Source organism: Actinocorallia aurea, assembly GCF_054783995.1.
The window spans coordinates 640,382-665,000 of record NZ_BAAGPQ010000012.1; the positions used below are offsets into that span (position 1 = coordinate 640,382).

25 protein-coding genes are annotated in these 24,619 nt (G+C 72.4%); 11 read left to right on the forward strand and 14 right to left on the reverse strand.

The genetic code is table 11. From position 1 onward, the window contains the following. Window position 1 precedes the first annotated feature (1 nt). The 5 genes from ACYVOM_RS15510 to ACYVOM_RS15530 all read left to right on the forward strand — a co-directional run bounded on the left by ACYVOM_RS15510 (window position 2) and on the right by ACYVOM_RS15530 (window position 5,296). Window positions 2–670 carry an iron-containing redox enzyme family protein gene (locus tag ACYVOM_RS15510; protein WP_460304057.1) on the forward strand — a complete coding sequence of 223 codons (669 nt, stop codon included), beginning with the start codon at window positions 2–4 and terminating at the stop codon, window positions 668–670. Continuing rightward, the gene (locus ACYVOM_RS15515) at window positions 667–2,229 is read left to right on the forward strand and encodes an AMP-binding protein (protein ID WP_460304058.1); all 1,563 of its coding nucleotides are present in this window, start codon (window positions 667–669) and stop codon (window positions 2,227–2,229) included. Before ACYVOM_RS15510 ends, ACYVOM_RS15515 begins: the two co-directional genes overlap by 4 nt. Before the next feature lie 16 nt (window positions 2,230–2,245). Next, window positions 2,246–3,031 (forward strand): alpha/beta fold hydrolase, encoded by a 786-nt coding sequence (locus ACYVOM_RS15520; RefSeq protein WP_460304059.1) that lies wholly within the window; start codon window positions 2,246–2,248, stop codon window positions 3,029–3,031. Further along, window positions 3,028–3,897 carry an alpha/beta fold hydrolase gene (locus ACYVOM_RS15525; protein ID WP_460304060.1) on the forward strand — a complete coding sequence of 290 codons (870 nt, stop codon included), beginning with the start codon at window positions 3,028–3,030 and terminating at the stop codon, window positions 3,895–3,897. Before ACYVOM_RS15520 ends, ACYVOM_RS15525 begins: the two co-directional genes overlap by 4 nt. 88 nt (window positions 3,898–3,985) lie before the next feature. Continuing rightward, the gene (locus ACYVOM_RS15530; protein ID WP_460304061.1) at window positions 3,986–5,296 is read left to right on the forward strand and encodes a cation:proton antiporter; all 1,311 of its coding nucleotides are present in this window, start codon (window positions 3,986–3,988) and stop codon (window positions 5,294–5,296) included. Window positions 5,297–5,312: 16 nt separating this feature from the next. On the opposite strand, the gene ACYVOM_RS15535 is transcribed toward ACYVOM_RS15530, so the two are convergent. Beyond that, window positions 5,313–6,230, reverse strand: a complete 918-nt coding sequence (locus ACYVOM_RS15535; RefSeq protein ID WP_460304062.1) for a DMT family transporter — start codon at window positions 6,228–6,230, stop codon at window positions 5,313–5,315. Window positions 6,231–6,328: 98 nt separating this feature from the next. Here ACYVOM_RS15535 and ACYVOM_RS15540 point away from each other — a divergent pair, with 98 nt between their 5' ends. Then, window positions 6,329–7,240 carry a LysR family transcriptional regulator gene (locus tag ACYVOM_RS15540; RefSeq protein WP_460304063.1) on the forward strand — a complete coding sequence of 304 codons (912 nt, stop codon included), beginning with the start codon at window positions 6,329–6,331 and terminating at the stop codon, window positions 7,238–7,240. Between the two features lie 13 nt (window positions 7,241–7,253). Here the strand turns inward: ACYVOM_RS15540 and ACYVOM_RS15545 are convergent, their stop codons facing one another. Both ACYVOM_RS15545 and ACYVOM_RS15550 read right to left on the reverse strand, forming a co-directional pair. Next, window positions 7,254–8,000 carry a glycoside hydrolase family 16 protein gene (locus tag ACYVOM_RS15545; protein WP_460304064.1) on the reverse strand — a complete coding sequence of 249 codons (747 nt, stop codon included), beginning with the start codon at window positions 7,998–8,000 and terminating at the stop codon, window positions 7,254–7,256. Window positions 8,001–8,190: 190 nt separating this feature from the next. Then, complete coding sequence (locus ACYVOM_RS15550) at window positions 8,191–8,433, reverse strand: hypothetical protein (RefSeq protein WP_460304065.1); 243 nt, start codon at window positions 8,431–8,433, stop codon at window positions 8,191–8,193. A gap of 561 nt (window positions 8,434–8,994) precedes the next feature. Here ACYVOM_RS15550 and ACYVOM_RS15555 point away from each other — a divergent pair. Both ACYVOM_RS15555 and ACYVOM_RS15560 read left to right on the forward strand, forming a co-directional pair. Then, window positions 8,995–10,728 carry an AAA family ATPase gene (locus ACYVOM_RS15555; protein ID WP_460304066.1) on the forward strand — a complete coding sequence of 578 codons (1,734 nt, stop codon included), beginning with the start codon at window positions 8,995–8,997 and terminating at the stop codon, window positions 10,726–10,728. A gap of 280 nt (window positions 10,729–11,008) precedes the next feature. Beyond that, entirely contained in the window at window positions 11,009–11,464 is a 456-nt protein-coding gene (locus tag ACYVOM_RS15560) for a hypothetical protein (RefSeq protein ID WP_460304067.1), read from the forward strand. Between the two features lie 20 nt (window positions 11,465–11,484). On the opposite strand, the gene ACYVOM_RS15565 is transcribed toward ACYVOM_RS15560, so the two are convergent. Beyond that, complete coding sequence (locus tag ACYVOM_RS15565) at window positions 11,485–12,762, reverse strand: HEAT repeat domain-containing protein (protein WP_460304068.1); 1,278 nt, start codon at window positions 12,760–12,762, stop codon at window positions 11,485–11,487. 252 nt (window positions 12,763–13,014) lie between these two features. Next, window positions 13,015–14,049 carry a hypothetical protein gene (locus tag ACYVOM_RS15570; RefSeq protein ID WP_460304069.1) on the reverse strand — a complete coding sequence of 345 codons (1,035 nt, stop codon included), beginning with the start codon at window positions 14,047–14,049 and terminating at the stop codon, window positions 13,015–13,017. A 268-nt stretch (window positions 14,050–14,317) separates the two neighbouring features. On the opposite strand from ACYVOM_RS15570, the gene ACYVOM_RS15575 reads away from it, so the two are divergent. After that, window positions 14,318–15,469, forward strand: coding sequence for a tyrosine-type recombinase/integrase (locus ACYVOM_RS15575; RefSeq protein ID WP_460304070.1), 1,152 nt, complete (start codon window positions 14,318–14,320; stop codon window positions 15,467–15,469). 57 nt (window positions 15,470–15,526) lie between these two features. Here the strand turns inward: ACYVOM_RS15575 and ACYVOM_RS15580 are convergent, their stop codons facing one another. Then, complete coding sequence (locus tag ACYVOM_RS15580; RefSeq protein ID WP_460304071.1) at window positions 15,527–16,120, reverse strand: hypothetical protein; 594 nt, start codon at window positions 16,118–16,120, stop codon at window positions 15,527–15,529. A gap of 98 nt (window positions 16,121–16,218) precedes the next feature. Continuing rightward, window positions 16,219–16,446 (reverse strand): hypothetical protein, encoded by a 228-nt coding sequence (locus ACYVOM_RS15585; protein WP_460304072.1) that lies wholly within the window; start codon window positions 16,444–16,446, stop codon window positions 16,219–16,221. A 382-nt stretch (window positions 16,447–16,828) separates the two neighbouring features. Between ACYVOM_RS15585 and ACYVOM_RS15590 the strand changes: the two genes are divergently transcribed. Further along, window positions 16,829–17,821 (forward strand): M12 family metallopeptidase, encoded by a 993-nt coding sequence (locus ACYVOM_RS15590; RefSeq protein WP_460304073.1) that lies wholly within the window; start codon window positions 16,829–16,831, stop codon window positions 17,819–17,821. A 52-nt stretch (window positions 17,822–17,873) separates the two neighbouring features. Beyond that, complete coding sequence (locus ACYVOM_RS15595) at window positions 17,874–18,179, forward strand: hypothetical protein (RefSeq protein ID WP_460304074.1); 306 nt, start codon at window positions 17,874–17,876, stop codon at window positions 18,177–18,179. Window positions 18,180–18,234: 55 nt separating this feature from the next. On the opposite strand, the gene ACYVOM_RS15600 is transcribed toward ACYVOM_RS15595, so the two are convergent. From ACYVOM_RS15600 to ACYVOM_RS15630, 7 genes are all read right to left on the reverse strand, one after another. Beyond that, window positions 18,235–18,834 carry a hypothetical protein gene (locus tag ACYVOM_RS15600; protein ID WP_460304075.1) on the reverse strand — a complete coding sequence of 200 codons (600 nt, stop codon included), beginning with the start codon at window positions 18,832–18,834 and terminating at the stop codon, window positions 18,235–18,237. A 276-nt stretch (window positions 18,835–19,110) separates the two neighbouring features. Next, window positions 19,111–19,581, reverse strand: a complete 471-nt coding sequence (locus ACYVOM_RS15605; RefSeq protein WP_460304076.1) for a pyridoxamine 5'-phosphate oxidase family protein — start codon at window positions 19,579–19,581, stop codon at window positions 19,111–19,113. 89 nt (window positions 19,582–19,670) lie between these two features. Then, window positions 19,671–20,408 (reverse strand): ABC transporter ATP-binding protein, encoded by a 738-nt coding sequence (locus tag ACYVOM_RS15610; RefSeq protein WP_460304077.1) that lies wholly within the window; start codon window positions 20,406–20,408, stop codon window positions 19,671–19,673. Between the two features lie 5 nt (window positions 20,409–20,413). Further along, window positions 20,414–21,175, reverse strand: a complete 762-nt coding sequence (locus ACYVOM_RS15615; protein WP_460304078.1) for an ATP-binding cassette domain-containing protein — start codon at window positions 21,173–21,175, stop codon at window positions 20,414–20,416. Continuing rightward, window positions 21,172–22,044, reverse strand: a complete 873-nt coding sequence (locus ACYVOM_RS15620) for an ABC transporter permease (RefSeq protein WP_460304079.1) — start codon at window positions 22,042–22,044, stop codon at window positions 21,172–21,174. The genes ACYVOM_RS15615 and ACYVOM_RS15620 overlap by 4 nt, the downstream gene beginning before the upstream one ends. Further along, window positions 22,041–23,057, reverse strand: a complete 1,017-nt coding sequence (locus tag ACYVOM_RS15625) for an ABC transporter permease (RefSeq protein ID WP_460304080.1) — start codon at window positions 23,055–23,057, stop codon at window positions 22,041–22,043. Before ACYVOM_RS15625 ends, ACYVOM_RS15620 begins: the two co-directional genes overlap by 4 nt. Next, the gene (locus ACYVOM_RS15630; RefSeq protein WP_460304081.1) at window positions 23,054–24,619 is read right to left on the reverse strand and encodes an ABC transporter substrate-binding protein; all 1,566 of its coding nucleotides are present in this window, start codon (window positions 24,617–24,619) and stop codon (window positions 23,054–23,056) included. The genes ACYVOM_RS15625 and ACYVOM_RS15630 overlap by 4 nt, the downstream gene beginning before the upstream one ends.

Below are 24,619 nucleotides of genomic sequence, written 5' to 3' on the forward strand. Positions count from 1 at the left end.
CATGGCCAACGGATACGACAGCGCCCTCGCCGAGGTCGCGCCCGTCCTGAAGAACCTCGTGGTGGAGCACCCGTTCATCGACACGATCCTGAACGGCGAGCTCACCAAGCCCGTCTACGCCGCCTACCTGCGCGAGACCTGGCACCTCGTCGGCCAGACCCCGCACTTCCTGTCGAACGCCGCGGCCCACGCCGAGGAGGAGTGGCTCCAGGACTGGTTCCTGGACCTGGCGATCGACGAGCGGCACCACGACCGGCTGTGCGTGCGCGACCTGCGGCAGCTGGAGTACGACCCCGACACCTACCTCGCCGGACTGCCCGGCCTGGGCGCCTGGACGATGATCGGCCAGAACCACTACCTGGCGACGATGGTCGACCCCGCGGCGATCGTCGGGTTCGCCGCCGCCACCGAGGGCCTGGGCGCCTCGCTCGGCCCGCAGGCCGCCGGCGCGATGGGGCAGTACGCGTTCGCGCAGACGGCCAACTCGTTCCTGCGCGTGCACGCCGCGGAGGACCAGGAGCACATCGAGACCGTCAAGAAGGCCTTCGACCGGTGCGCTGAGGACCCGGCCCGCTACCGGCTCATGACCACCACGTGGGAGTACACCCTGCGCGCCTACGCCCAGCTGTTCACCGACGCCCTGGAGGGCGACGGCCGGGGAACGCCGTGATCCAGGCCCCCTGCCGGCTGCGGGAGATCGTGGGGGCGATGCCGGACAAGACCGGCAGCGCCCTCCACTTCCGCCGGGAAGGCCGCCTGACCAGCGTGTCCTACCCGCAATGCCACCACGACGCGATGGCCGTCGCCGCCCTGCTGCGCGCCCGCGGGGTGCGCGGCGGGGACCGCGTCGCCATCCACGGGGACACCTCCTACGCCTGGGTGCTCGCCGACCTCGGCTGCCTGCTCGCCGGAGCCGTCTCCGTCGCGCTGTACCCCAGCGCCCCGCCCGAGCGCGCCACCGCGACGGCCGCCGACAGCCGCTGCCGGATCGTGTTCACCGACCGGCCGGCCTACGTCGCGGAGTTCGCCCGGGCGGGCTTCGAGGTCGTCTTCCTCGGCGCGGGCGGGCCCGAAGGCGTCCCCGCGATCGACGGCGAACTCAAACCGCACGTCGAGGTGGTCTTCAACGACGGCCCAGCCCCCGACGGCCCGTTCACCATCGTGTCCACCAGCGGGACCCTGTCGGAGCCGAAGCTGTTCGCGGTGCACGCCGCGCCCCTGCTGTTCACCATGGACCGCTTCGCCGAGATCTACGGCCTCAGCGGCGCCGACCGGCTGCTGCTGTACCTGCCGCTGTCGCACCTGCCCCAGCGGATGATGCTCTACTGGGGGCTGGGCGCGGGCATGGACTTCGTGCTGTCCGACCCCGTCCACTTCCCGGCCGACACCGCGGCCCTCGCGCCCACTCTGCACGTCGCGGTGCCGCGCTCCCTGCAGCATCTGCACTGGAGGGCGCGCGAAGCCGCCAAGAAGAGCGGCGGGGACGCCGCCGAGCACCTGCGCGCGGTGTTCGGCCCCGCCATCCGCGCCGTGTTCGTCGGCAGCGCCGCGACCGACCCCGCCGTGCTCGGCGAACTCCTGGCGGCCGACGTGCCCGTCTACGAGGTCTACGGGACCACGGAACTCGGCATGGTCGGCATCAACACGCCCGGCGGCACCCGGGCGGGCACCGTCGGCAGGCCGATCCCGTGGGGGAGCATCCGGCTCGCGCCCGACACCGGCGAGATCCTCGTGCGGACCCCGACCCCGTTCCTGTACGGCAGGCTCGCCGACGGCGAGATCGTCCAGGCCGAAGAGCGCGCGGAGTGGGAGCCCACAGGAGACGTCGGCAGCCTGGACTGCGACGGGTTCCTCACCGTCCGCGGCAGGATCCGCGACTTCCTGGCGCTCAGCACCGGAGAGAAGGTCTTCGTCCGGCCCATCGAGGAGGCCGCCGTGCGCGCCACCGGAGCCGCCGAGTGCGTCGTGACCAAACTCGGCGACGCGCCCCTGGGCGCCCTGCTGTTCTTCGACCCCGCAGTCCCCGGGGACGCCGCGGCGTGCGCCGAGCGGATCGCCGAGCTGAACAACGCCCTGCACCCGTGGGAGAGGGTCCGCCGCATCGCCGTCGTGGACCGACTCCCCTCGGTCGCCGAGGGCACCGTCACCGAGACCATGAAGATCCGCCGGCACAAGATCGACGAACTCTACGGGAGCACCGCGGCCTGGCGGCCCGTGCGGACCGGCTGACGAACGGAGAGCGTCCGTGATCACAGACACCGCCCAGCTCAAGGAAGGCGCGATCCGCTACCGGGCGCGCGGCGAAGGCCCCCCGCTCGTCCTGCTGACCACCCTCGGCGGCACCTGGATGCGCCAGATCCCCGCCCTCAGCAAGCACTACACCGTCATCACCTACGACATGCGGGGCTTCGGCGACTCGCCGTCGGCGACCGGATACCCCGCCAACGCCGACCACGCCGACGACCTGGCCGAACTGCTCACCGCGCTCGGCCACGACAGGGCGGCCGTGGCGGGACTGTCGCACGGCGGCCTCGTCGCCCAGCACTTCGCCGCCCGGCACCCCGAACGGCTGTCCGCCCTCGCCCTCGTCGCGACGTTCGCCAAACCCCGCGAGTCCACGGAGCTGTTCCTGCGGATGCTCTACGGCTTCCTGGAGCGCGACGACCTGGCGAACTTCTGGGAGGTCCTCAAGAGCTTCCTGTTCTCCGCCGCGAACTTCGAGGTGCTCGAACGCCGCCAGAGCGCGCTCAAACAGGCGATGTTCGACCAGTACACCACCGCGGCCCTGCGCAGCATCTACGGGCAGGCCCGCACCCACGACAGCACCACCTGGCTCACCCCGCCGCCCTGCCCTGTCCTCGTCGTCGGCGGCGTCCAGGACATGCTCTTCCCCGTCCCGGCCACCGAAGAGCTGGCGGGGCTCCTGCCCGGCGCCCGCACCGCGCTGCTGCCCAGCGCGCACATCCCGCCCGTCGAATCGCCCCGTGCCTTCAACGACACGCTCCTGGACTTCCTGCGGGAGGCCGCGTGAGCACCGCGGCCCCCGACCGCGCCACAGGCCGGATCCTCCGCCTGCCCGGCACCGACGTCCACATCCGCGAGGAGGGACCCGCCGACGGCCCCCCGCTGGTGCTGCTGCACGGCTTCCTCACCTCCTCGCACACCTGGCGCGACGTGGTGCCGCCGCTCGCCCGCGAGCACCGCGTGATCCTGGTCGATCTGCCCGGCAGCGGCGACTCGCCCGCGCCGCGCGGCCGCGACTGGTCCGCCGACCGCTGCGCCGACCTGCTCGCGGACCTCCTCGACGCACTCGAACTACCCGAGGCGGTGCTCGTCGGCAGCCAGATGGGCGGCTCCCTCGCCGCCTGGTTCGCCGCGCGCAGACCCGAGCGGGTCTCCCGGCTCGTCGTCATGGCGGCCGGGGCGCTCGGGGAGACAGCCGCGAACCTCACCCTGTACCGGCTCCTGGCCGCCCCCGTCGTCGGCGCGCTGCTCGCCCGCGTCTTCCCGCGCGGCCCGTTCGAGGAGCGCTGGCGCGCCGCCCATGGTCCCGGCCACCGCCACGATCCGCAGACCCTCGCCTTCCACCACGCCCATCTGCGCAGACGCGGCCACCCGATGGCGGTCTTCGGACTCGGCGTGCGGATGAGCTACGGGCCGGGCTTCGACGCGCTCGCCGAACCGCTGCGCGGTCTGAAGACGCCGACCCTGCTCGTCTTCGGCGAGGTCGACCCGCTCGTCCCGGTCGAGACCGGCCGCCGGTTCGCCGCGCTGCTGCCCGCCTCCCGCCTGCTCGTCCTGCCCGGGTGCGGCGACTTCCCCCAGGAGGAGCGGCCCGCGCAGGTGGCCGAAGCCGTCCTGCGCTTCCTCGCCGAGGATCCGGGGAGCGGCGCGTGAGCGGACCGGCATCCCGCGCGGGCGCGGCCCGCCCGCGCGGTGGAACGCGCCACGCCCCGAGCCGCCGCGGCACGGAGAGGGGAACCCGGTGAGCGCCGTCCCCCCGATGACCAGCCACGCCCTGATGCTGTTCCTCCTGCAGGCCGGTGTGCTGCTCACCGCCGCCGTCCTGCTCGGCAGGCTCGCGGTCCGTCTGGGCTGGCCCGCGGTCGCCGGCGAGCTGACGGCCGGGGTCCTGCTCGGGCCGTCCGTCCTCGGCCAGACCGCACCCGACCTGATGCTCTGGCTGTTCCCCCGCGACCCCGCCCAGTTCCACCTCCTGGACGCCGTCGGCCAGATCGGCGTCCTGCTGCTCGTCGGCGTCACCGGCGCGCAGATGGACCTCGGCCTGGTCCGGCGCAGGGGCCGCACCGCCGCCTACGTCAGCGCGACCAGCCTGGTCATCCCGCTCGGCCTCGGCATCGCCGTGGGCGCCGCCCTTCCCGCGGTGTTCCACGGGCCGCAGGCCGACCGGACGTCGTTCGCGCTGTTCCTCGGCGTCGCGCTGTGCGTGAGCGCGATCCCCGTCATCGCCAAGACCCTCACCGACATGAACCTCCTGCACCGCAACACCGGCCAGCTCACGCTCGCCGCGGCGATGGTCGACGACATCGCCGGCTGGCTGCTGCTGTCCGTCGTCTCGGCGATGGCCGCGGCAGGGGCGAGCGCGGCGGGCACTGCCCTGTCGGCGGCGTACGTGGTGCTCGTCGTCCTCACCGCGTGGCTCGTGGTCAGACCTGTGGCCAGGGTCGCCCTCATCCGGGCCGAGCGGGCGCAGGAACCGCAGGTGGCGATCGCCGTGGTGGTGCTGCTCATGCTGCTGTGCTCCGCGGGCACCCACGCGCTCGGCCTGGAAGCGGTCTTCGGCGTCTTCGCGTGCGGGATGGCGATCCGGGCGAGCGGAGCGGCGCCGCCTTCGGTCCTGGCCCCGCTGCGGACGGTGGTCCTCGGCGTCCTGGCGCCGCTGTTCTTCGCCACGGCGGGACTGCGCATCGACCTGTCGGCCCTCGCCTCGCCGTCGGTGCTCGGCTGGGCCCTGCTCGTGCTGCTCCTCGCCGTCCTCGGCAAGTTCGTCGGCGCCTACCTCGGCTCGCTCCTCGCCGGTCTGAACCGGTGGGAGGCGGTCGCCCTGGGCGCCGGGCTCAACGCCCGCGGCGTCATCGAGATCGTCATCGCCAGCGTGGGCCTGCGCATCGGCGTCCTATCGTCCCGGATGTACACGATCATCGTGCTCATCGCGGTCGCGACCTCGCTCATGGCGCCGCCCCTGCTCCGCTGGGCCATGAACCGGGTGGAGGACACCGCCGAGGAGGAGATGCGCGCCCGGGAGTTCGGCCTGGCCAGGGAGCCCGCCCCGTGAGCCGCGGGACGGGCGGTCAGGCGGGGTCGCGCTCCGCCTCGGGGACCTCGCCGGCCGGCGCCTGCGCGGGGGACTTCGCGGGCCGGTCGGTGACGAGGAAGACCGCGGCCAGCACCATCGCCATGCCGAACGGCATGCTCCAGCTCAGCGGCTCGCCGAGGAACACCGTGCCCCACAGCAGCCCGAACAGCGGGACGAGGAACGTGACCGACAGGGCGCCCGTCGGGCCCATCCGGGTCACCAGGCGGAAGAACAGGAAGAATCCGAGTGCGGTGCTCGCCAGCGCGAGCGTGACGACCGACAGCACGATGCCGCCGTCCGGGGACTCGCGGGGAGGCAGCGCCAGCGAAGGTACGAGGAGTATGGCCGCCGCGGCGAGATTCTGTCCGGTTGCCGTGACCAGAGGATGGGTATCTGGAAACCTGATCTTGGTGTAGACCCCGCCCAGCGCGTAGAACAGCGCGGCCAGCAGACTGGCGCCGACCGCGAGGAGCATCATGCCGTCGATGTGCAGGGGCCCCAGGCCCACCAGCACCGCGACCCCCGTGACTCCCAGCAGCACGCCCGCGATCTGCGGACCGGAAGGGCGGGCCCGCGCGCGCACCGCGCTGACGGCGAGCGCGAACAACGGCGTCGTGGCATTCAGGATCGCCGCGAGAGAAGCAGTGATCTCCAGTTCCGCGACGCCGATCAGGGTGAACGGAAAAGCCGCCATCAATGCACCGAGCACCAGAAATCCGCGCCAATCCCGCCGCAGATCCGGGACCTTCCTCAGCAGCAGCCCGACCACGAGCAATGCCAGGCCGGCGAGCAGGACCCGCGCCTCGGTCATGCTCACCGGCCCCAGCACCGGCGCCGCCTCCCGCATGAACAGGAAGGACGCACCCCACAGTGCGCCCACCGCCAGGAGATACACGAAATCGATGACGGCCATGAAACTCCTCGGCTGCGACGACGGAAGGGTTCATTGATAGACCACGGCGTTTGTTCACGGCAAACAAAAGTAATTCATCTTGAGGATGCGGAAGGCTCATGAATCTCGCGCAACTCCGCGCGCTGCGCGCCGTGCACGAGGCCGGCAGCGTGACCGGCGCGGCGGACCTCCTCGGCGTCACGCAGTCGGCGGTCAGCCACGCGCTGACGTCCCTGGAGAACGAACTCGGGATGCGGCTCGTCATCCGGGAACGGTCCGGGTGCTGCCTCACCGACATCGGCCGCCGCCTGATGCCCCACGTCGCCGGAGCACTGCACCACGTCGAACGGTTCTCCGAGGAGGCGGCCGCCGCGTCCGGGCTGCTCGACGGTCGGGTGCGCATCGGGGCCTTCCCCAGCGCCTGCCGGGTCCTGCCGGAGTTCGTGCGGACCTTCCGCAGACTCCACCCCGCCGTGGACGTGGTCGTGCTGGAAGGCACCGACGGCGAGATCGACGAGTGGATCCGCACCGGCGTCATCGACCTCGGCGTGGTCTCCGGACCCCGCCCCGATCTGCGCGCCGTGCCGCTGGCCGGAGACGAGTTCCTCGCGGTGCTGCCCGCGGCCCATCCGCTGGCCGCCGAAGGCTCCGTCTGCCTCGCCGACCTGGCCGACGACCCGTTCCTGCTGTCGGGCGCGGGATGCGAACCGCTGATCCAGACCCTCTACCGCGCCCTCGGCCTCACGCTGTCGCCCGCGCGCCGCGTCCAGCGGATGGACACCCTGCTGGCGATGGTCCGCGAGGACCTCGGCGTCAGCGTCGTCCCGTCACTGGCGCTGCCCGAACTCCTCGACGGCATCAGCGCGGTGCCGCTGCGGCCGGCCGCCCCGCGCCGTCTGCTGCTCGCCGCGGCGGGCGACGGCGAGCTCACGCCGGCGGCCGGGGCGTTCCTCGACACCGTCCGCGCCCAGACCGCGCCCCGCGCGCCCCGTCCCGACCGGCCCGCGCCGGTGCCGGCCACGGCGTCGTGAACGGCCGCGCGGGTCACGCGTAGTGGTAGACGCGCACGTAGTCGACGACCATCTTGGCGGGGAAAGGGGTCTTGGCGTTCGGCGGGCCGGGGAAGGGGCCGCCGACCGAGAGGTTCAGCACGAGGAAGAACGGGTCGTCGAACACCCACTCGCCCGGCACCGCGGAGCGCTTGACGCTGTGCACGCGGACGCCGTCGACCTTCCAGGTGACGCTCTTCGCCGTCCAGTCGACGGTGAAGGTGTGGAAGGTGTTGAAGGCCTTCATGTCGGCCGGGAGTCTGTACCGCTTGGTGAGGCCGACACCGGAGTAGCCGGGACCCTGCAGGGTGGCGTGGGCGTGGCGGGTGTGGTCGCCGCGCCGCTCCACGATGTCGATCTCGCCGCAGTCCGGCCACGGGTTCGTCAGGTAGTCCGCGCCCAGCATCCAGAACGCGGTCCACAGACCCTTGCCGTTGGGGCTCTTGATGCGCGCGCTGATCCTTCCGTGCGTCGTGGTGAACTTGCCTTCGGTGGTGATGCGCGCGGAGGTGTACTTCTTGCCGTGCGAGGCCTTCTTCTTCGCGGTGATGACGAGATGGCCCTTGCCGTCCAGGCCGACGTTGTCGCGCGAGTTGTGCTGGAGCTCACCGGTGGACGGCGTGCCGGTCTCGATGATCCAGCGGGAGGCCGCGGGCTTGGTCCCGGACTTGCCGGTGAACTCGTCGCGCCAGACGAGCTTCGCGACCCGATTCCCGTCGCGCGCCGCCGCGGGAAGGGCCACACCCGGAACGTCCCGCAGAACCACCGCGGCACCGCCCACAGCGGCCACCGCCACACCCGCCGCCACCATGACCCTCTGAACACGCTGCCTCATGGCCGCCCTCACCCCTCGCCCGTCACCCGACCTCGGAAGAATAGGACGATCACCCCCCGACACGCGCGAGGACACCCGAATCGGACCGCCGTAATTCTCACGCGACATCCCACCACACCCCCTGAGCCGCCTTCCAAGCGGCCCATCTGACCGACGCGCGCCCGCTGTGCCGCTCATTGCGCTCCAGTGGCAAGCTGCGGTTCGTCGAGGTGAGGTGCGGTCGGTGGGCTTGCGGATGGGGGGGAAGGACGTTCCGGTCGATCGGCAGGCCGTGGACGTCCTCGGCCTTGCGGGCCGCGGTGAACATGCGGACCGCGCAGGCGTGCTGCCTGGCTGCCACGAACTCCCTGGCCGCGCGCTCGAAGTACGTCGGCAAGAGGTGCGGCAGCGATTCGGCGATCCGCTCGCCGAGCGCGAGGAACCCGTCGAGCGCGGCGCCTGCTCACTGGCCATGACCCGGAGCCCCGGAGCTCTCTCCGAGGCAGGGCCCGACGACCGCGGGGCGGGGGATCCGCGGCACGCCGAACCGCGGCGTCTCTTCCGCGGCGCTCCACCGACCGGTCCCGCCGTGGACAGGCGGGCCCGGTCGGCACGAGCTCCACCGCAGCTAGCGGCCAGCACCGACACTCCGCAGGCGCGAGCCCCTCGGCCCAGGTGCCGATCAGCGCGCTGTCGGTCTGGTCGTACCCGAGCACGGCGAACAGCCGGGTCGCCGCACCGACGATCCGATCCCTCGTCTCTTCCATGCTCTCCCTCTCCTGCCCCTCCCGGCCCGGGTCACGGGTGCGCCACCTCCGCCTTCTTTCCTCCTCCCGATCCGCCCCCGGCCGGCGCCTGCCCGCGGCGAAACCGGTTCCGCGGCGGGGCGGCGGGGCGGGAGGATGGCCGGGAAGGAGGGCGCATGCGGGTCGAGGTGGAGGATTTCCGGGGCTTCGTCGAGGGGGAGTTCGAGGTGGGCTCCGACGGTGTGGTGCTCGTCGTGGGCGGCAACGGGGCCGGAAAGGGGGCGCTGGTGTCGGCGCTGGACGTGGTGGCGGGCCGCCGCGCGCCGGGCCGGACCGGCCACCTGGGGTCGGGGAGCGCCCTGGTGCGGGCCCGCTTCGGCCTCAGCGTGGCGACGGCGCGGGAGATCGGCGTCGACCCGGTGGCGGCGTGGGCGCGGTGGACCTTCGCCGAAGGCGGGCCGGACGGCATGCGCGCCGTGGCCGTCGAGGCGGGCGGCGGCGACGGGCGCGGTGATCTCGTCGGAAGGCTCGTCGAGGCGGGCGGATCCTGGAGGACGGAGCTCGCCGCCGGGGCGCCGGGAGATCTTCGGGAGGTCCGCGGTGGCGAGGGCGCGGCACCGCCGCGGGCGCTGGAGGAGGCGGTCGGGGCGAGCCCGCTGCGCGGCGTCGCCGATCCGCTGCTGCGCTGGCAGGCCGGCTACGTCCACTTCCGGTTCGGTGCGGGCGCGGGCGCCGGGGCGCTGCCGGTGCGGGAGGTCGGCGGGCCGCTGGCGGAGGACGGCGCGAACCTCGGCGCGGTCCTGCTCGCGCTGAGTACCGGGCGGCCGCGGCCCTGGGCCGAACTGCGGCGCCGCGCGGCGGAGATCCTGCCGGAGTCGGGCACGCCGGCCACCCCCGTCGAGGGGGAGGCGTTCACCGTCGCCTTCTCCCAGGAACGGCTCCTCGACGACGGCTGGGACGGCCCGGACGCGCGCGTCGTCCTGGCCGAGGCCGGGAGCGGGGCCGAACGCGTGCTGGCCCTGCTCGCGGGCCTGCTGACGCGGCCGGAGGGCGTCGTTGTCCTGGAGGAGCCCGAGACGGGCCTGCATCCGGCGGCGCAGCGGGCGGTGCTCGACCTGCTGCGTGAGCACGGCGCCGACCGCTCGTTCGTCGTCACCACCCACGCCCCGGCCCTGATCGACCGCGCCCTGGCCGCACCGGGCGGCCGTGTCCTCGCGGTGCGGCGGCGCGGCGGGGTCTCGACGGTCGCCGAGCTCGACGCCGAGGCGGCCGAGGCCGTCCGGAGGATCGGGCTGCGGTTGAGCGACGTCGCCGGATGCGGGCGGATCGTCGTCCTGGAGAGCGCGGAAGACGAGCGGATCCTCAGCGGCTGGATCCCGGAGGTGCTGCACGACCCGGACGTCGGCGTCATCCTGGAGCCGCGCGCGGCACGCCTGCTGGAGGCCTGGCTCGACGCGGGTGGCGCCATGACCGCGTGGCCGCTGCTGTACGCCGGGGCCATGGACGGCCTGGCCCCGGCCGTTTGGGAGCGCGCGGCCCGCACTCCGGGCGTCCATCTGCTGGGCGCCCGCACGCTGGACAACCTGCTGCTCGACTTCGGCGCGCTGGCCGCCCACCTGGACGCGAGGTTCCCCGCCCCGCGCCCCCCGACCCCGCCGGACCGCCTGCGGGCCGAGGCCCGCGCCATCGCGGACGGCTGGCGCGCCTCGGAAGGGCTCCCCGACGTCGCCGACGAGGAGTGGGAAGCGCGCTGGACCGAACTCGTCCCGGGCTCCGCGCTGCTGGGCGAGCTGTGGCGCAGGCATCTCGGCCGGCCCTACCGCAGGCCTGCCGACGGCGGCGAAGCCGCGGCCGCGATGCGCCCGCCGTCGGCCCTCGTCCGGAGCGTCGCGGCCTTCCTGGAGACCTAGAGCTGCTGTTGGAGGTGCCGTACCGCAGGGTGGTGGATCTGGCCCGGTACGGGATGGCGGCGGCCGCCACGCTGCTGCGCCGTCACGGCCCGTCCCGCAAGCTCGCCACTTTGCTGGCGACGGTCATCTACCTGGAGGGCAAGGTCGTCGCTGACTGCCTGGACCTGCTGGATCTGCTGATGGCGACCGAGCTGATCGGCAGGGCCGAGACCGCCACCAGCAAGGAGCGGGCGCGTCGGCACCCGAAGAGGCGGGCCAGTTCCTGGCCGAGCACGCCCTCGTGCTGCACCAGGCGCTGCGCGACGTCGCCTCACGCCTCGGCGAGGACGGCGTCGGCGCGTCCGTCGACGACCAAGACCGGCTGCACGTCGCCGCCCTCTCAGCGTTGCCCGAGCCGCCGTCACTGCTGGACCTGCGCGAGCGGGCCGCCGGGATGCTGCCGCGCGTCGACCTGCCCGAGGTGCTGCTGGAGACGATGGGCCGGGTGCCGGCCTTCACCGCGGCGTTCGGGTCGGCTGCGGGCGCGGACAGCAGGCTCGCGGACTTCAACGTTTCGGTCGCCGCCTGCCTCACCGCCCAGGCTCGGCCGCGCCCTCGGCCTCGTACCGAACTGCGTCACCCTGTGGAACACCCTCCACAACGACACCGCCCTCGACCAGCTCAAAGCACGCGGCCCCACCGGCATCCGCCCGCTCCACGACCCCGACCAGGATCACGGGACGAGGAGATTCGGTGAGACGCCGCATGCGGCACGATCTACTTTTGGTCGGCGGGTCTGGCTTCGGCTGCCAGCAGCTTTCGCGCTGCGGCCTGGCGTTGCTCGTCACCGGCGAGGCTCGCCTCGACGTAGGCGGGGGCGATGAGGTCTTCGTGGTGGCCGAAGGCGTAGAGGCGGTCCCGGTCGGCAGGGGCCGCGTGGTGCAGGCCGATGTCGCCGACGATGGCGTAGGTGTCGCTGCCGTGGCTGTCGCCCTCGATGATGACGGTGATCAGCATCCCGAGCAGCTCGGCCTTGGTGCATCCGGCGGGAAAGTTCCCGTCCGGGCAGACTTCGAGGAGCGCTCCGATGGTCGGTGAAGTCCGATAGCCGATACCGCGGCGCAGGTACCGGACGATTCCCTCGGCGAGGGGACGCGCGACGGGCCCCATCTCGCCCGCTCCTTCGACGGCGCCGTCCGTGGTCCACGGGTGCTCCAGACAGTCGGCGAGCACAGGAAGGACTCGGTCGGCGTCCCCGGTGATTCTCCACACCGCGATCGCGGCATTGGCCTTCCAGCTTTGGAGGGATTCTCCCTCCGGGATCGGTTCGTCCAAGAGGTCGAGCAGGAGCGGCAGTACCGGCCGCGCTTCCTCGCCCATCTCCCGGCAGATGAACACGGTATTCGCGTGATCTCTCCGAATGCAGTAGTCGTCGTCGGCGTCGCCCGTCGCGACCCGGGTCAGCGCAGCGGACGCCTCGGCGAGCAGCTGCTCGGTGTCGCCCGGGTGGCGCTCCAGGCCGGGAGGGTCCCACTCCTCCTCCAGGTCGGTCCTCTCCGTCCACCGGCAGGCGCGCTCCAGCTCGTCGCGGACGAAGGGATCCCGCTCAGTCTCCAGCCGCTCACGGAGAACCGGAAGAACCGCCTCACGGTCACCGAACGCCGCCACCGCCTCCATCGCACGGCAGCGCACCAGCGAATCGGCATCATCGATCAGGCCGATCAGGAACGGAAGCTCGGCCCGCACGGCCGCGTGGATGTCCCCGGCCAGGCGCCCAGGACGGTTCAAGGTCTCCGTGCCGATCGCTCCGAGGAGAGAGATCAACCTCGGCGCTTGGATTCCGGCCTTGATCAATCGGACCAGGTAAGGGATGGCGTAGAGCGTGACCGGATAGACGGTGTCCAGGTTGAGGAGATTGAAGCTGCCGCGGCTCCGCCGCCCCGGGCCGACCGCGACCCCTGCCATAAGCCGCAACCAATTCCGCGTGCCGCACTCGGGATCGATCTCGTCCCACAGCGGGTCGTCCAGGCCGTCGATCAGTCCCACGTCGTTCATGAGCGAGGATCTTGCCAGGCTACCCGGACACTTCACACTCAGGCTGGTGTTCCGTAAGGGGATCCCCCGACGGAACACCAGCCGAGCGGGGTAGCACCCCAGGTCCACCCCTCGTCGTAGCTGTAGGAGTCCGGGGCCGTTTCGGGCACGCATCTGTGTCCGCATGCCGCGGCGATCCTGCGCGTGAGGGCTAGAGACCGTCGATCCTCGACGGCGGTGCCGGGCCGCGGGTGGGCCCGGCACCGCGGGCGGTCAGGGCTGCGGGATGCCAGCGCTCGGCGGGGTCTCGGGTCGAGGGTTCAGGGCGGCGGCGCGGGCCTCGGCGAGGGCGGCGCGTTCGCGCTGGGCTCCGGCGTCGGCCCGGGCGGCGGCGAGGTCGGCTTCGAGCCGGGCGTGCACGGCCGCGGTGGCCGCCGCGGCGGCGCGGGTCTCGGCCAGGGCGGCGACGGCCTGGTCGGCTTCGGCGCGCGCGGCGGCGGCCTGGGCGGTCGCCTGCTCCAGCGCGCCGGCCAGCCGAGTCCCGGTCTCGGCGGCCTCGCGGCGCGCCGTGTGGAGATCGGCTTCGGCGGCTTCGGCGCGGGCCTGCTGCGCGGTGGCCTGGCCTCGGACGTCCGCGAGGGCCTCGCGCGCCTCGGTGAGCGCGTGCCGCAGCTGCTCGCCCTCGCGACCGCGCGTCTCCAGCAGCGCGGTCAGTTCGGCGAGGCGGGCGCGGGCGTGCTCGGCGTCGTGCTCACGGGCCCGCCGGGCCTCCACGAGGTCGGAGACCGCGCCGTCACGCGCCTGTTCCGCAGAGGTACGGGCCGCCTCGGCCGCGGCCCGCGCCTGCTGGTGCGCCTCGACCCTTTCGGCGGCGTCGGCACGGACCCGTTCCGCCTCAGCGCGGGCGGCCACGGCGTCCCGTTCCGCGCTCGCGCGCGCGGTGCGGTCGGCCCGCGCCTCCTCGACGGCGCGGACGGCGGCGGACTCGGCCGAGTCCGCGCGGGCTTCGGCGTCGGCGGCGGCCTGCCGGGCCGACCGGGTCTCGGCCTCGGCCCGCTCGACCCGGGCCAGCGCCCCGGTCTGCGCCTTGTCGAGGAACCCGGTCAGCTCGGCGAGCTGCGCCTGAAGCACAGCGATCGCGGCGGGCACATGCTGGGCCAGCGCCTCAGCGTGCTTGAGCGGCTCTTCCACCAGCGCGGCATCGGCCGCGCGCCGCTCCCGGCTGGCCTGATCGGCATGCGCCTTGGAGCAGTACTTCGGCGGCCTCCCGCGCCCGGCCGGCGGCAGCGGCAGCTCACACCCGTCCAACCCGCACACACCCCGAGGCGCGGGCACGGGGGACACCTCACCCAACACGCCTGGTCCGGCCTGGCCCTGCTCTGCGCTCACAGCGCTCTCTTCGTTCACACCCACACCCTAGCCCTTTCGCGCATCAACACGCGGAACGCTTTTAGCGTGTCGCGATACGCGTTAATCGATTCATGATCTTGGGCGTTTCGATCTCACAAAATTGAGGTTTTGTGAGATACTCGGGGAGTAGCCCGACCGAGCGCGAACCTTCGAGGAGCCCCGTCCTGTGAGCGAAAAAGACGCCCTGATCCCCTCGGCCGTCTACAACCCCTCCACCGGCGCCCGCCCCCCGCAGACCGTCCGGCTGGACGACGGACGCGAGATCGTCCCGCCCGCGCCGATGCTCGACTCCGTCGGCGCGATAGCCGGACTGTCGCCCCGCAGGGCACGCAAGGACGGGGGCGAGGTCCCCGGCGCGGACGTCGATCTGGTCGACGCGCTGCCGCGCCGGCTGGTGTGGCCGACGGTCGCCGCCTGGCTCACCGCCGCCAAATCGGTGCAGACCAGGCGGGCACGGCTCCAGGACATCTCAGCGTTCCTGCGCTGGCTGGAGATCCACGCGCCCGGCGTGGCCTTGCTCGCCGTCACCGAGGACACGGTCATCGGCTACCGCGAGAGCCTCGCCACCGGCCAGGCACGCGCCGGCGTGCGGGTGGTCGGCAAGCCGCTCGGCGCGGCCATCATCGCCAGGCGCCTTTCCACGCTCTCGTCGTTCTACAAGTACGCGATGCGCCGCGCGGGCCTGCGCGCCAACCCCGCCGACCCCGACTTCGTCGAGCGACCGGTCGTCTCCGGAGAGGGCAAGACCCCGATGCGCACCAAGGAGGAGGCACGAAGCTTGACCTCCGCGGCCGCCGACGCCGACTTCCTCGACGAGTACCCGGCCGACGCCGTCTGCGTGACCCTGTTGTTCGTCACCGGCATGCGCATCGGCGAGATCACCGCCCTGACGTGCGGACAGGTGCAGGACGACTCAGGCCACCGCGTCCTGGCCTTCGCCCGCAAGGGCGGCAAGACCGCCCGCGTTCCGATCCCGCCCGCCGTCGCCGCCCTCCTGCTCCCGTTCATCGCCGGCCGTCCCGCCGAGGAGCCCATCTTCCTCACCGACGACGGACGCCCCTGGAGCCGCTGGCGCGCCTACACCGCCCTGCGCCGCGCCGCCACCGCCGCCAGCCTCAGCTCCCACGGCCTCACCCCCCACACCGCCCGCGCCACCTTCGCCAGCCTCCTGCGCGAAGCCGGCGTCCCACGCGAGAAGGTCCAGGAAGCCATGGGCCACGCCTCCTCGACGACGACGCAACGCTATGAGCGCGGAACCGCCTCCCTCTCCTCCCACGCCGCCTACGACATGGAACGCCTCCTCGACGGCAACGCCTGACGCCCGGGCCCGACCGCGCGTCCCCACGCCACAGCACCCGCTCTCCGGCTGATCTGGTCAGTCCGCTGAGCGGTAGCAGGCCCGGAACCAGTCTCCCGACAGGCGCTGGAGGCCGGGGACGCCGTCGGGGTCGTTGAGCAGGCGTTCCTTCTCGGCCGGGTCGGCCTTCAGGAGCCCGCATCCGGAAGACAGGAAGAAGTCCTGAATGCCGTCGGGGAAAAGGGAGAGACCGAGGTAGGTGCCCTGCTCGTCCTTGTGCGCCCGGCTGACGTGGAGGGGAAAGGCCCAGCGGTCGGTCGTGCCGTCCTCGAAATCCTGGAACACCGGTGTGGTGGCCACGATCTCGTCCAGGCGCGGCTCCGCGACACGGCAGCTCACGGGGAGTCGGCAGATCCGGGGCGGATCATCCGGCAGCCCGGTCGGGGATGCGCCGTCGATGAGGTGCCGGTCGTCCCAGTTTCGAGGTGCGTCGAACTCGACGGTGTTGTAGATGAGGCCGTGGGGGCTTCGGTGCACCCAGGTCGGTGCGGAGTGCCAGATGTCGACGAATCCGTGCTCACAGGGTTCGTCGAACTGCTGGAGCACCTCAAGCTCCCCGTCCTGCCAAATGATCAGACGGCCGTCGCTGCCGATCATTCGTTGCTCGGGCATGAGCGCGGAACCGCCTCCCTCTCCTCTCACGCCGCTTAGAACGAGGGGTCGTGGCGTCTCCGTTCGCCGGGAAGGGGGCCGAGGCCGGGTCGGTTGGTTCACGCGTCCAGCAGGGTCGTCGTCATCAGCCGCAGCGTGCCCGCCAGCCGTTCTCCCTCTCCTTTCTCCAGGAGTTGCAGAAGGGGGTCACTGGCCAGGGGCGACAACAGAACGTGCGCCACCAGTTCGGCGTCCAGCGAGGGGCGCAGTTCGGTGAGCAGCAGGCTGAGGTGGCCGTGCCAGAAACGGTAGACGGGATGGCCTGCTGGTCCCGTGACGCCTTGCACCGTCGTGTGCCCTTCCGTGCTGGGGCGGTGGGTCGGCGCGGTGTGGTCGGCGGGAAGGGTACCCGCGCGGGGCTGGTTACGGAAGGGCGCGTTCGGGTGGGGGCAAGGTTCCTGGTCGTCTCTGCCGATGGGGGGTCATGGGCGGGGCCACGGTCGGCGGGCGGGATCGTAGATCGACGGGTGGGGGCGCCATCGGGGCGGAAAGTTCCGCCCAGGAATGCCGAATCGGTGGCGCCGGCGGGTGTTCGGAGCGCGAGTACACAGGGTGGTAAGAGACGAGGCAGGACAGGCCCTCCTGAACCCTTTGAAATCCTCCGCCAGGACACATCCGCACCGTTCACGCCGTCCCGAGGCGGCGAAGGGCATCATCGGAGGTCAGGGAATGTCCGACGAGAACAAGTATCTGGAAGCGCTCAAGTCCATCGCCGAGATGGCCGAGTCGGCCGGTGCCAATGGCGCCGTCCAGCCGCAGGGCCGGGCGCTGTCGAACGGGCACGCCTCGGTGGAGGCCGGGTGCGTGCTGAAGACGCTGCCCTCCCGGCTCACCGGAAGGGCGGCGGAGACCGCCATCAAGGTGAGTCCGCTGAACTCTCCCCAGCTGCTGGGCTCGGCCGAACGCCGGGTGGCCGGGGGCGGACCGGTGCCGCAGCACATCGCGGTGACCATCCAGAAGTACTGGGGGCCGTCGGCGCGGCAGCTGCCGGTCAGCTTCCTGGAGAGCACCCCGGTGGATCTGCAGGATCGGATCGTGTCGCACCTGAACGCCTGGGCGCAGGTGTCGTGCGTGTCGTTCGCGCGGACCAACGGGGTCGGCGCCGTGCGGATCTCCCGCGGGCCGGGCGGCTACTACTCCTATCTGGGCACCGACATTCTCCTCATTCCGGAGAACACCCAGACGATGAACCTCGAAGGGTTCACCATGTCGGTCAGCGAGCAGGAGTTCCGCAGGGTCGTCAGGCACGAGGCGGGGCACACGCTCGGGTTCCCGCACGAGCACATGCGGGCCGGGCTCGTCGCGCGGATCGACCGGGAGAAGGCCTACGTGTGGTTCCAGGAGCAGTACGGCTGGCCGCCTGCGGTCGTGGACCAGCAGGTCCTCACTCCGCTGGACGAGCTGACGCTGTTCGGCACGCCCGTCGACCAGACGTCGATCATGTGCTACCAACTGCCCGGCCTGATCACCGTCGACGGCCAGCCGATCGTCGGCGGGCTTGACCTCAACGCGACGGATCTCGCGTTCGCCGCGTCGATCTATCCGAAGATCTCGCTTCAGGTGCCGGTCGAGCGGGCCGAGCTCTGGGAGGAGCGCGAGGACGTGAAGGAGCCGAACATGGACGCCGGCCTGATGCGGCTCGGCGCTCCGGTGGGCGTGTGACCCGCCTGGGGGCCGCGGGAGGCGGCGCTTTCCCCGAGGTGCGGGGGGCGCCGTGCCCCGCGTGATCGAGTTGCGGCCAGAGCAGGCGGCCGGGGCGCCGCTCGCCCTCCAGTCCGGTGATCTGCTGCTGTGCTGGGCGATCGGCGGGCGGGTCGTGTCCGGTGGCGAGGCCGTAGAGATGCTGGGGCCGTTCCAGGTCGGGGTCCCGGTCGAGGACGGCCGGATCCTGGCACCGGAGGGACCGCCGAGCCGGACGGTGTTCCTGGCGCGCGGCCCCGGCACCGCGCGGGTCGAGTTGTTCGCGGGCGGCCCGGGGACGGGCGGCGCCGCGACGGTGCTCACGCTCACCGTCGGATGACGGCCTGGAGGGAGCCCCGCTCCTCGCGCCGTGGAACGGGGCTCCGCGGACCTCGTCAGAGGGCGAGGGCCTGGTTGAAGGTGCCGGAGCCCGCGGTGGTCTCGCCGCGGATGGTGTAGGCGGCGGTGACGCTGGCGGTGCCCGGGCACAGGAAGCTGCTGCCGGACTGCTTGGCGAGGGACTGGTTGATGGTGACGTCGAGGTCGGCGTTGTTGTTGCCGTCGGCGACGACGGTGCCGGCGTAGATGCAGGTGATGCTGAAGACGCTGACGACGGCGCGGACACGGAACCCGCCGATGGTGACGGTGCCTTCGCGGCCGCCGGGGACGGCCGTGGTGTTGTCGAAGGAGCCGCCGGTCCACGGCAGGTTCTGCGCGGTGACGGTGGTGTCGCCGCAGTTGGCGAAGCTGGCGGTGCTGATGGTCAGCGCCCCGCCGGAGGTGACGGTGCCACCGAGGGTCGAGCTGGTGCAGGTGCCGCCGCCGAGGGAGGTGGTCACCGACGCCGAGCCGACCAGGCCGCCCTGGACGTTGCCGGAGTAGGTGGTGGTGGTGCCCGCCTTCTTGACGGGCGTCGCCGCGTACGCGGGCGCCGCGAGCGCCACGGCGGCCACGGACGCGGCACCGATGACGGCTGCCTTGCGGAGGGTGTTCATGCGTGGCTCCTTGGTCGGGGTGGGGATGCCAACGTGAACGTAAAAAACCATGACAGTCCGGTCAATACGCGAACGTTCCTCACCTCTGACCGGAATCTGACGCCCTTCGAGGTTTGGCACACGACTCCCCCGAATCCGACACGGCCGAGTGGGAAAGCGCTTCATCTGCACGCTCGACGCGCGTGTGCGCGACGGACGACGGGCCGTAGACCCGGTGGCGTTTCTCGATGCCCTCGCGCAGTGCGGCCTCACCTGGGCGTTCGTGGAGCCGCCGGTCTAGGCGCGGGGTGGCGTCGCGGTGGTCCAGGCGCCGTTGCGCATGAGGGTGCGGGCGGCGAGTTCGTTCTCCTCGCGCCATGCCTGGACGAGGTGCGGGCGGATCCGGAAGTAGGTGTAGGGGGCGGTGAGGGTGCGGGGGTCGAAGCCGGTTCTGGTGGCGAAGGCATCGCCGAGTTCGCCGGTGACATCGTCCGGTCCGAGGGTCTCGACGGTGCCTTCAATGAGGACGACGTCGCGGGTCGGGCCGAGGCCGAGGCGGACCCGGCCGGTGGCGCTCAGGTTGCGGGCGGTGGGGCTGGCGGACGCCGTGGAGATCAGCAGGGTCGTGCCGTCCCACAGGAACGACAGCGGGACCAGGTGGGGGACGCCGTCCGGGCCGGCGGTGGCGATCCAGGCGTCGACGTCGTGCGCCAGCCGGTCCAGCGTGTCGGCCGTGCGCTGCTCCGGGGTCCTGGGCGGTGCGGTCATCGGGGCCTCCGGCGCGTCGGGCCCGGCCGTCGGCCGGGGCGGCACGCCGACGCTACCGCCCCCTGCCGACATTTCCGGGTACACCCTGGTCAGAGGGTCGGGACCGCGTCCAGGAGGGCCCGTGTGTAGGGGTCGGCCGGGTCGGTGAACACCTGGGTGACGGGGCCGGACTCGACGATGCGGCCGGCGGACAGGACGTGGACGTCGGTGCAGAGGTGGTCGATGATGGCGAGGTCGTGGGTGATGAGCAGGAGGCTGAGGCCGTGCTCGTCCTTCAGGCGGGCCAAGAGGTCCAGGACCGCCTTCTGGACGGTGACGTCGAGGGCGCTGGTCGGCTCGTCCAGGACGAGGAGGCGGGGTGCGACGGCCAGGGCGCGGGCGATGACGACGCGCTGGCGCTGCCCGCCGGACATCTCGTGCGGCCGCCGCTCCGCGATCGCGGCGTCGAGGCCGACGTCGGCGAGCAGGGACTCCACGGTCGCCTCGGGTGCGTCGGGTCGGCGCAGCCGCAGGGCCTCGCCGAGCGCGCGGCGCACCCGCATGCGCGGGTCGAGGGCCTCGCTGCCGTCCTGGAAGACGGGCTGGACGTCGGCGCGGTAGCGGCGGCGGCCTTCCCGGTCGAGCCGTCGCAGGTCCTCGCCGCGGTGGCGGACCTCCCCGGACGCGGGCTTGACCAGGCCGAGGAGGGCGCGCGCGATGGTCGACTTGCCCGATCCGGACTCGCCGATGAGGGCGGTGCCGGTCGGCGTGTCGGGCAGCGTGAACGAGACGCGGTCGACGGCCGTCGTGCGGCCGTAGGCGATGGTGAGGTCGTGGGTGCTGAGCATGGGCGTCACCTGCGCAGGACGGGGACCGCGGCCAGCAGGTCGCGGGTGTAGTCGGACTTCGGGGCGGTGAGGACGTCGCGGGCGGCTCCGGCTTCGACGACCTCACCCGCCCGCATGACGGTGACGTGGTCGGCGCAGCCCGACACCACGGCAAGGTCGTGGGAGACCAGGACGACGGCGAGGCCGCGTTCCTCGCGCAGCCGCGCCAGGAGGTCGAGGACCGCTTTCTGCACGGTGGTGTCCAGCGCGCTGGTGGGCTCGTCGGCGAGGATCGCCTTGGCGCCGAGCGCGACGGCGAGGGCGATCGCGAACCGCTGCGCCTGCCCTCCGGACACCTGGTGCGGGTAGCGCTTGAGCAGCGCCTCGTCCAGGCGGACCGCGCCCATCGCGGAGGCGGCCCGCTCCTTGGCGGCCTCGCCCTTGGTCCCGTGCCGGGCCAGGGCCCGCCGCATGAGGGTGCCGAGCCGCATCGTGGGGTTGAGGGAGGCCTGCGGGCTCTGCCCGATGAGCGCGACCGACGAGCCGCGCAGCCCCGCCAGGGTCTTCTCGGACGCGCCGGTGATCTGGTGGCCGTCGACCAGGACGCTGCCGGTGGTCTCCAGGTCGTCGGTGAGTCCGAGCATGGCCCGCAGCGCGGTCGTCTTGCCCGAGCCGGATTCGCCGACGAGCGCGGCGCACTGCCCGGCGGACACGTCGAGGCTCGGCAGGGACGCGATGCGCCGCCCGGCGGCGCGCACCTCCAGGTCCCGGATGGAAAGGAGGCTCATCGGGTCAGCTCCCTGCGGGGGTCGAACGCCGCGCGCAGCCCTTCGCCGAGCACGTTGAAGCAGAACGCGGTGAGCACGATCGCCGCGCCGGGGAACACCACGACCCACCAGTCGGTGGTGAGCAGGCTCTGTCCCTGCTGGACCATCAGCCCCCATTCGGCGGTCGGCTCCCGCACGCCGAGGCCGAGGAACGACAGGGCCGCGGCGGTGAGGATGACGCCGCCCGCGTCCAGGGACAGCTGCACCGAGACGGGCGTGAGGGAGTTCGGCAGGATGTGCCGGGCGACGATCCGGACCGGGGACGTGCCGAGGCAGCGGGCGGCGTCGACGAACCCGCGGGTGCGCAGCGACGAGGCGGTGACCGCCGCCATCCGCGCGTACCAGGGCCACCACGACACCGAGATCGCGAGGATCGCGCCGCCCATGCCGGGCGACAGGACCGCGGCGAGCGCGACCGACAGCAGCAGGGCGGGGAAGGCGAGGAACACGTCGGTGATCCGCATGATCACGTCGTGGATCCGGCCGCCGGCATATCCGGCGACGACGCCGAGGGCGATCCCGACGACCGCGGAGACGGCCAGGACGGCGACGGCGATCGTGAGGGAGGTCCGCGCCCCGTACAGGACGCGGGTGAGGACGTCGCGGCCGACGGTGTCGGTGCCGAACCAGTGCTCGCCCGACGGACCCAGGAGGGATTCGGTCGGGTGGGTCGCCCACGTCCCGTCGTCGGGGTAGGGGGCGATGAGCGGCGCGGCCAGGGCGGCGAGCACGATGAGCGCGAGGATGATCGCGCCGCAGGCGGCGAGCCTGTCGCGGCGGACGGCCTCGCGCAGCCGGGCGCGCCGCGGCCGGGCGGTGATGGTGGTCATCGGAGCCTCACCCTCGGGTCGAGGAGCGCCTGGACGACGTCGACGAGCAGGTTCACCAGCACGTAGGTGAGGGCGACCGCGACGGTGACGCCGGCGATGGCGGGCGCGTCGGAGGAGCGGATGGCGTCGGCGGCGTACCGGCCGAGGCCCGGCCAGGTGAACACCGACTCGACGAGGAACGCGTTGACGAGGGAGAACGCGAACACCAGCGCGATCATCGCCAGGACGGGGCTGATCGCGGGCCGCAGCGAGAACCGGGTGAGGACCTGCAGGCGGGAGAACCCGAGCGAGCGTTCCAGCCTGGCGTGGTCCTGCGCGGCCTCCTCGGTGAGCGCGGCGCGCGTCATCTGCGCGATGACGCCGGTCGGGTAGGCGGCCATGCACAGGGCGGGCAGCACCAGGTGGCGCACGGTCGAGCCGAGCACCGCCCAGTTCCCGGTGATCAGCGCGTCGAGGGCGGTGATCCCGGTGTAGACCGACAGCGGGCTCGTGGTGTCGAGCGCCTGGTCGTATTCGCCGGCGACGGGCAGCCAGCCGAGGCGGGTGGCGAAGACCTGCTGGGCGGCGATCGCCAGGAGGAACACCGGGACGGACACCGCGAGCATTCCGGTGAGCCGCACGCCGGTGTCGGCGGGCAGGCCCCGGTGGCGGGCGGCGAGGATCCCGAGGGGGATCCCGGCGAGCACCGCGAGGATCATCGCGGTGCCGACGAGTTCCAGGGACGCGGGGAACACCCGGCCGATGTCGTCCAGGACGGGCTGGCGGGTGTGCAGGCTGGTCCCCCAGTCGCCGCTCGCCAGTCCCTTGACGTAGGTCCACAGCTGGGCCGGGAGCGGCTCGTCGAGGCCGAGGTCGGCGCGGACCTGCGCCAGTTGGGCCGGCGAGGCGCGCGGTCCGGCGTAGGTGACGGCAGGGTCGCCGGGCACGAGCCGCATGACGGCGAAGGAGAGCACCACCACCCCGGCCACGACCAGCGCGGCCTGGCCGAGGCGGCGGAGCAGGAACCTGGTCATGCGCCCGGCTTCACGTCGTGCACGAACACGACGTTGGGGTAGGCGGGGTTGTCGGTGTAGCCGGTGACGTCGTCGGTGTAGGCGCGCTGGTACTGCTGGACGAACAGGGGCGCGGCGACGGCGAGGTCGCCGAGGAGCCGGTTCTGCAGGTCGGTGAAGGCGGTCTGGGCTCCTTCGCGGTCGGTGGCGCTCTGCTCGGGCAGCGCGTCGATCGCGGTGTCGATCTCGGCGTCCTCGAGGTAGGTGAGGTTGAAGCTCACCGGGTCGGCCGAGTGCAGCACGTTGGCGAACCAGCTGTAGGCGTCGGGGTAGTCGGGGTACCAGTACATGACGAAGATGTCCTGGCGCTGGCCCTCGGCCTTGGCCCGGGACCACTGGGCGTCCCACTGCATGGGCTTGGCGTCGAGTTCGACGTTCAGTCCCTTGAGGGCCGAGGACAGCAGGGTGACGAAGGTCTGCTGGTCGTCGTCGCCCTGGGCGTAGGTGAGGGACAGGGTGAGCTTCTTCTTGCCGGGCCCGTAGCCCGCCTGGTTCAGCAGCCGGGTCGCCTCGGTGAGGTCCTGCTTTCCTTCCAGGCCTGAGGCGTAGCCGGTGAGGCCCTCCGGGACGATGCCGGACGCGGCGGTGACGGAGCCCTTGAGAGCGGCGACGAGGCCGTCATAGTCGATCGCGGCCTGGACGGCCTTGCGCAGCTGCACGTCGGCGAGCGGCCCGGAGGCGGTGTTGAACAGGGCGAGCAGGTTCTGGAACGACGGCGTCTGGCTCGTCTCGATGCCGGGGGTGCTCTCGGCCTGCTCGAACAGCTGCGGGTTGAGCCGCTGCACGAAGTCGACGTCGCCGGTCTGGAGCTGCTGCCACGCGGTGGTGACCTGCGGGGTGACCCGGAACTCCACCGAGGTGTAGTGGGCGCCTTCCCAGCCGCCCCAGTAGCCGTCGACCTTGTCGAGGGTCAGCTCGGTCTCGGCGCCCTTGTTCCACTCGCCGGCGGTGAACGGGCCGGTGCCGGAGTCGTTGCCTTCGCCGTACCAGGCGTCCTTCGCGGACGGGTCGTAGATGTAGGCGCCGTAGTCGGCGGCGGAGATGAGGTCGAGAGGGGCGGCGTACTTGAGGTCGAAGACGAGGGTCTTGTCGTCGGGGGCGCTGATCTTCTTGACGGAGTCCCAGATGTAGGCGGCGCCGCCCGCCTTGGCGATGGTGCGCTCCAGTGACTCCTTGGCGGCCTGGGCCGTCAGGGGGTTGCCGGTGTGGAACTCGACGCCGTCGCGCAGGGTGAAGGTCCACTTCTTGCCGTCGTCCGAGGACTTCCAGTCGGTCGCGAGGAGCGGTTCGACCTTCTGGGTCTCGGCGTTGTAGCGGGTGAGGGACTCGTACATGTTCTGCATCGCGATGATCTCGTTGGAGTACGAGGTCGCGGGGTCCCACTCGGTGACGATGTCGAGGTTGAAGCTGTAGACGAACGGCCCGGACGCGGCTGCCGGGGTCTTGGTCTCGCCTCCGCCGCACGCGGCGAGGGTCAAAGCCAGGCCCGCGCCCGCCAGGGCGGTGAGGAACCGGGAGGTCAC

Excerpts from the sequence above, each read along its gene's own strand:
- ACYVOM_RS15600 (WP_460304075.1), bottom strand. The coding sequence starts at position 18,834 with ATGAACACCCTCCGCAAGGCAGCCGTCATCGGTGCCGCGTCCGTGGCC.
- ACYVOM_RS15580 (WP_460304071.1), bottom strand. The coding sequence starts at position 16,120 with ATGCCCGAGCAACGAATGATCGGCAGCGACGGCCGTCTGATCATTTGG.
- ACYVOM_RS15605 (WP_460304076.1), bottom strand. The coding sequence starts at position 19,581 with ATGACCGCACCGCCCAGGACCCCGGAGCAGCGCACGGCCGACACGCTG.
- ACYVOM_RS15510 (WP_460304057.1), top strand. The coding sequence starts at position 2 with ATGGCCAACGGATACGACAGCGCCCTCGCCGAGGTCGCGCCCGTCCTG.
- ACYVOM_RS15625 (WP_460304080.1), bottom strand. The coding sequence starts at position 23,057 with ATGACCAGGTTCCTGCTCCGCCGCCTCGGCCAGGCCGCGCTGGTCGTG.
- ACYVOM_RS15620 (WP_460304079.1), bottom strand. The coding sequence starts at position 22,044 with ATGACCACCATCACCGCCCGGCCGCGGCGCGCCCGGCTGCGCGAGGCC.
- ACYVOM_RS15565 (WP_460304068.1), bottom strand. The coding sequence starts at position 12,762 with ATGAACGACGTGGGACTGATCGACGGCCTGGACGACCCGCTGTGGGAC.
- ACYVOM_RS15555 (WP_460304066.1), top strand. The coding sequence starts at position 8,995 with ATGCGGGTCGAGGTGGAGGATTTCCGGGGCTTCGTCGAGGGGGAGTTC.
- ACYVOM_RS15590 (WP_460304073.1), top strand. The coding sequence starts at position 16,829 with ATGTCCGACGAGAACAAGTATCTGGAAGCGCTCAAGTCCATCGCCGAG.
- ACYVOM_RS15540 (WP_460304063.1), top strand. The coding sequence starts at position 6,329 with ATGAATCTCGCGCAACTCCGCGCGCTGCGCGCCGTGCACGAGGCCGGC.
- ACYVOM_RS15535 (WP_460304062.1), bottom strand. The coding sequence starts at position 6,230 with ATGGCCGTCATCGATTTCGTGTATCTCCTGGCGGTGGGCGCACTGTGG.
- ACYVOM_RS15615 (WP_460304078.1), bottom strand. The coding sequence starts at position 21,175 with ATGAGCCTCCTTTCCATCCGGGACCTGGAGGTGCGCGCCGCCGGGCGG.
- ACYVOM_RS15610 (WP_460304077.1), bottom strand. The coding sequence starts at position 20,408 with ATGCTCAGCACCCACGACCTCACCATCGCCTACGGCCGCACGACGGCC.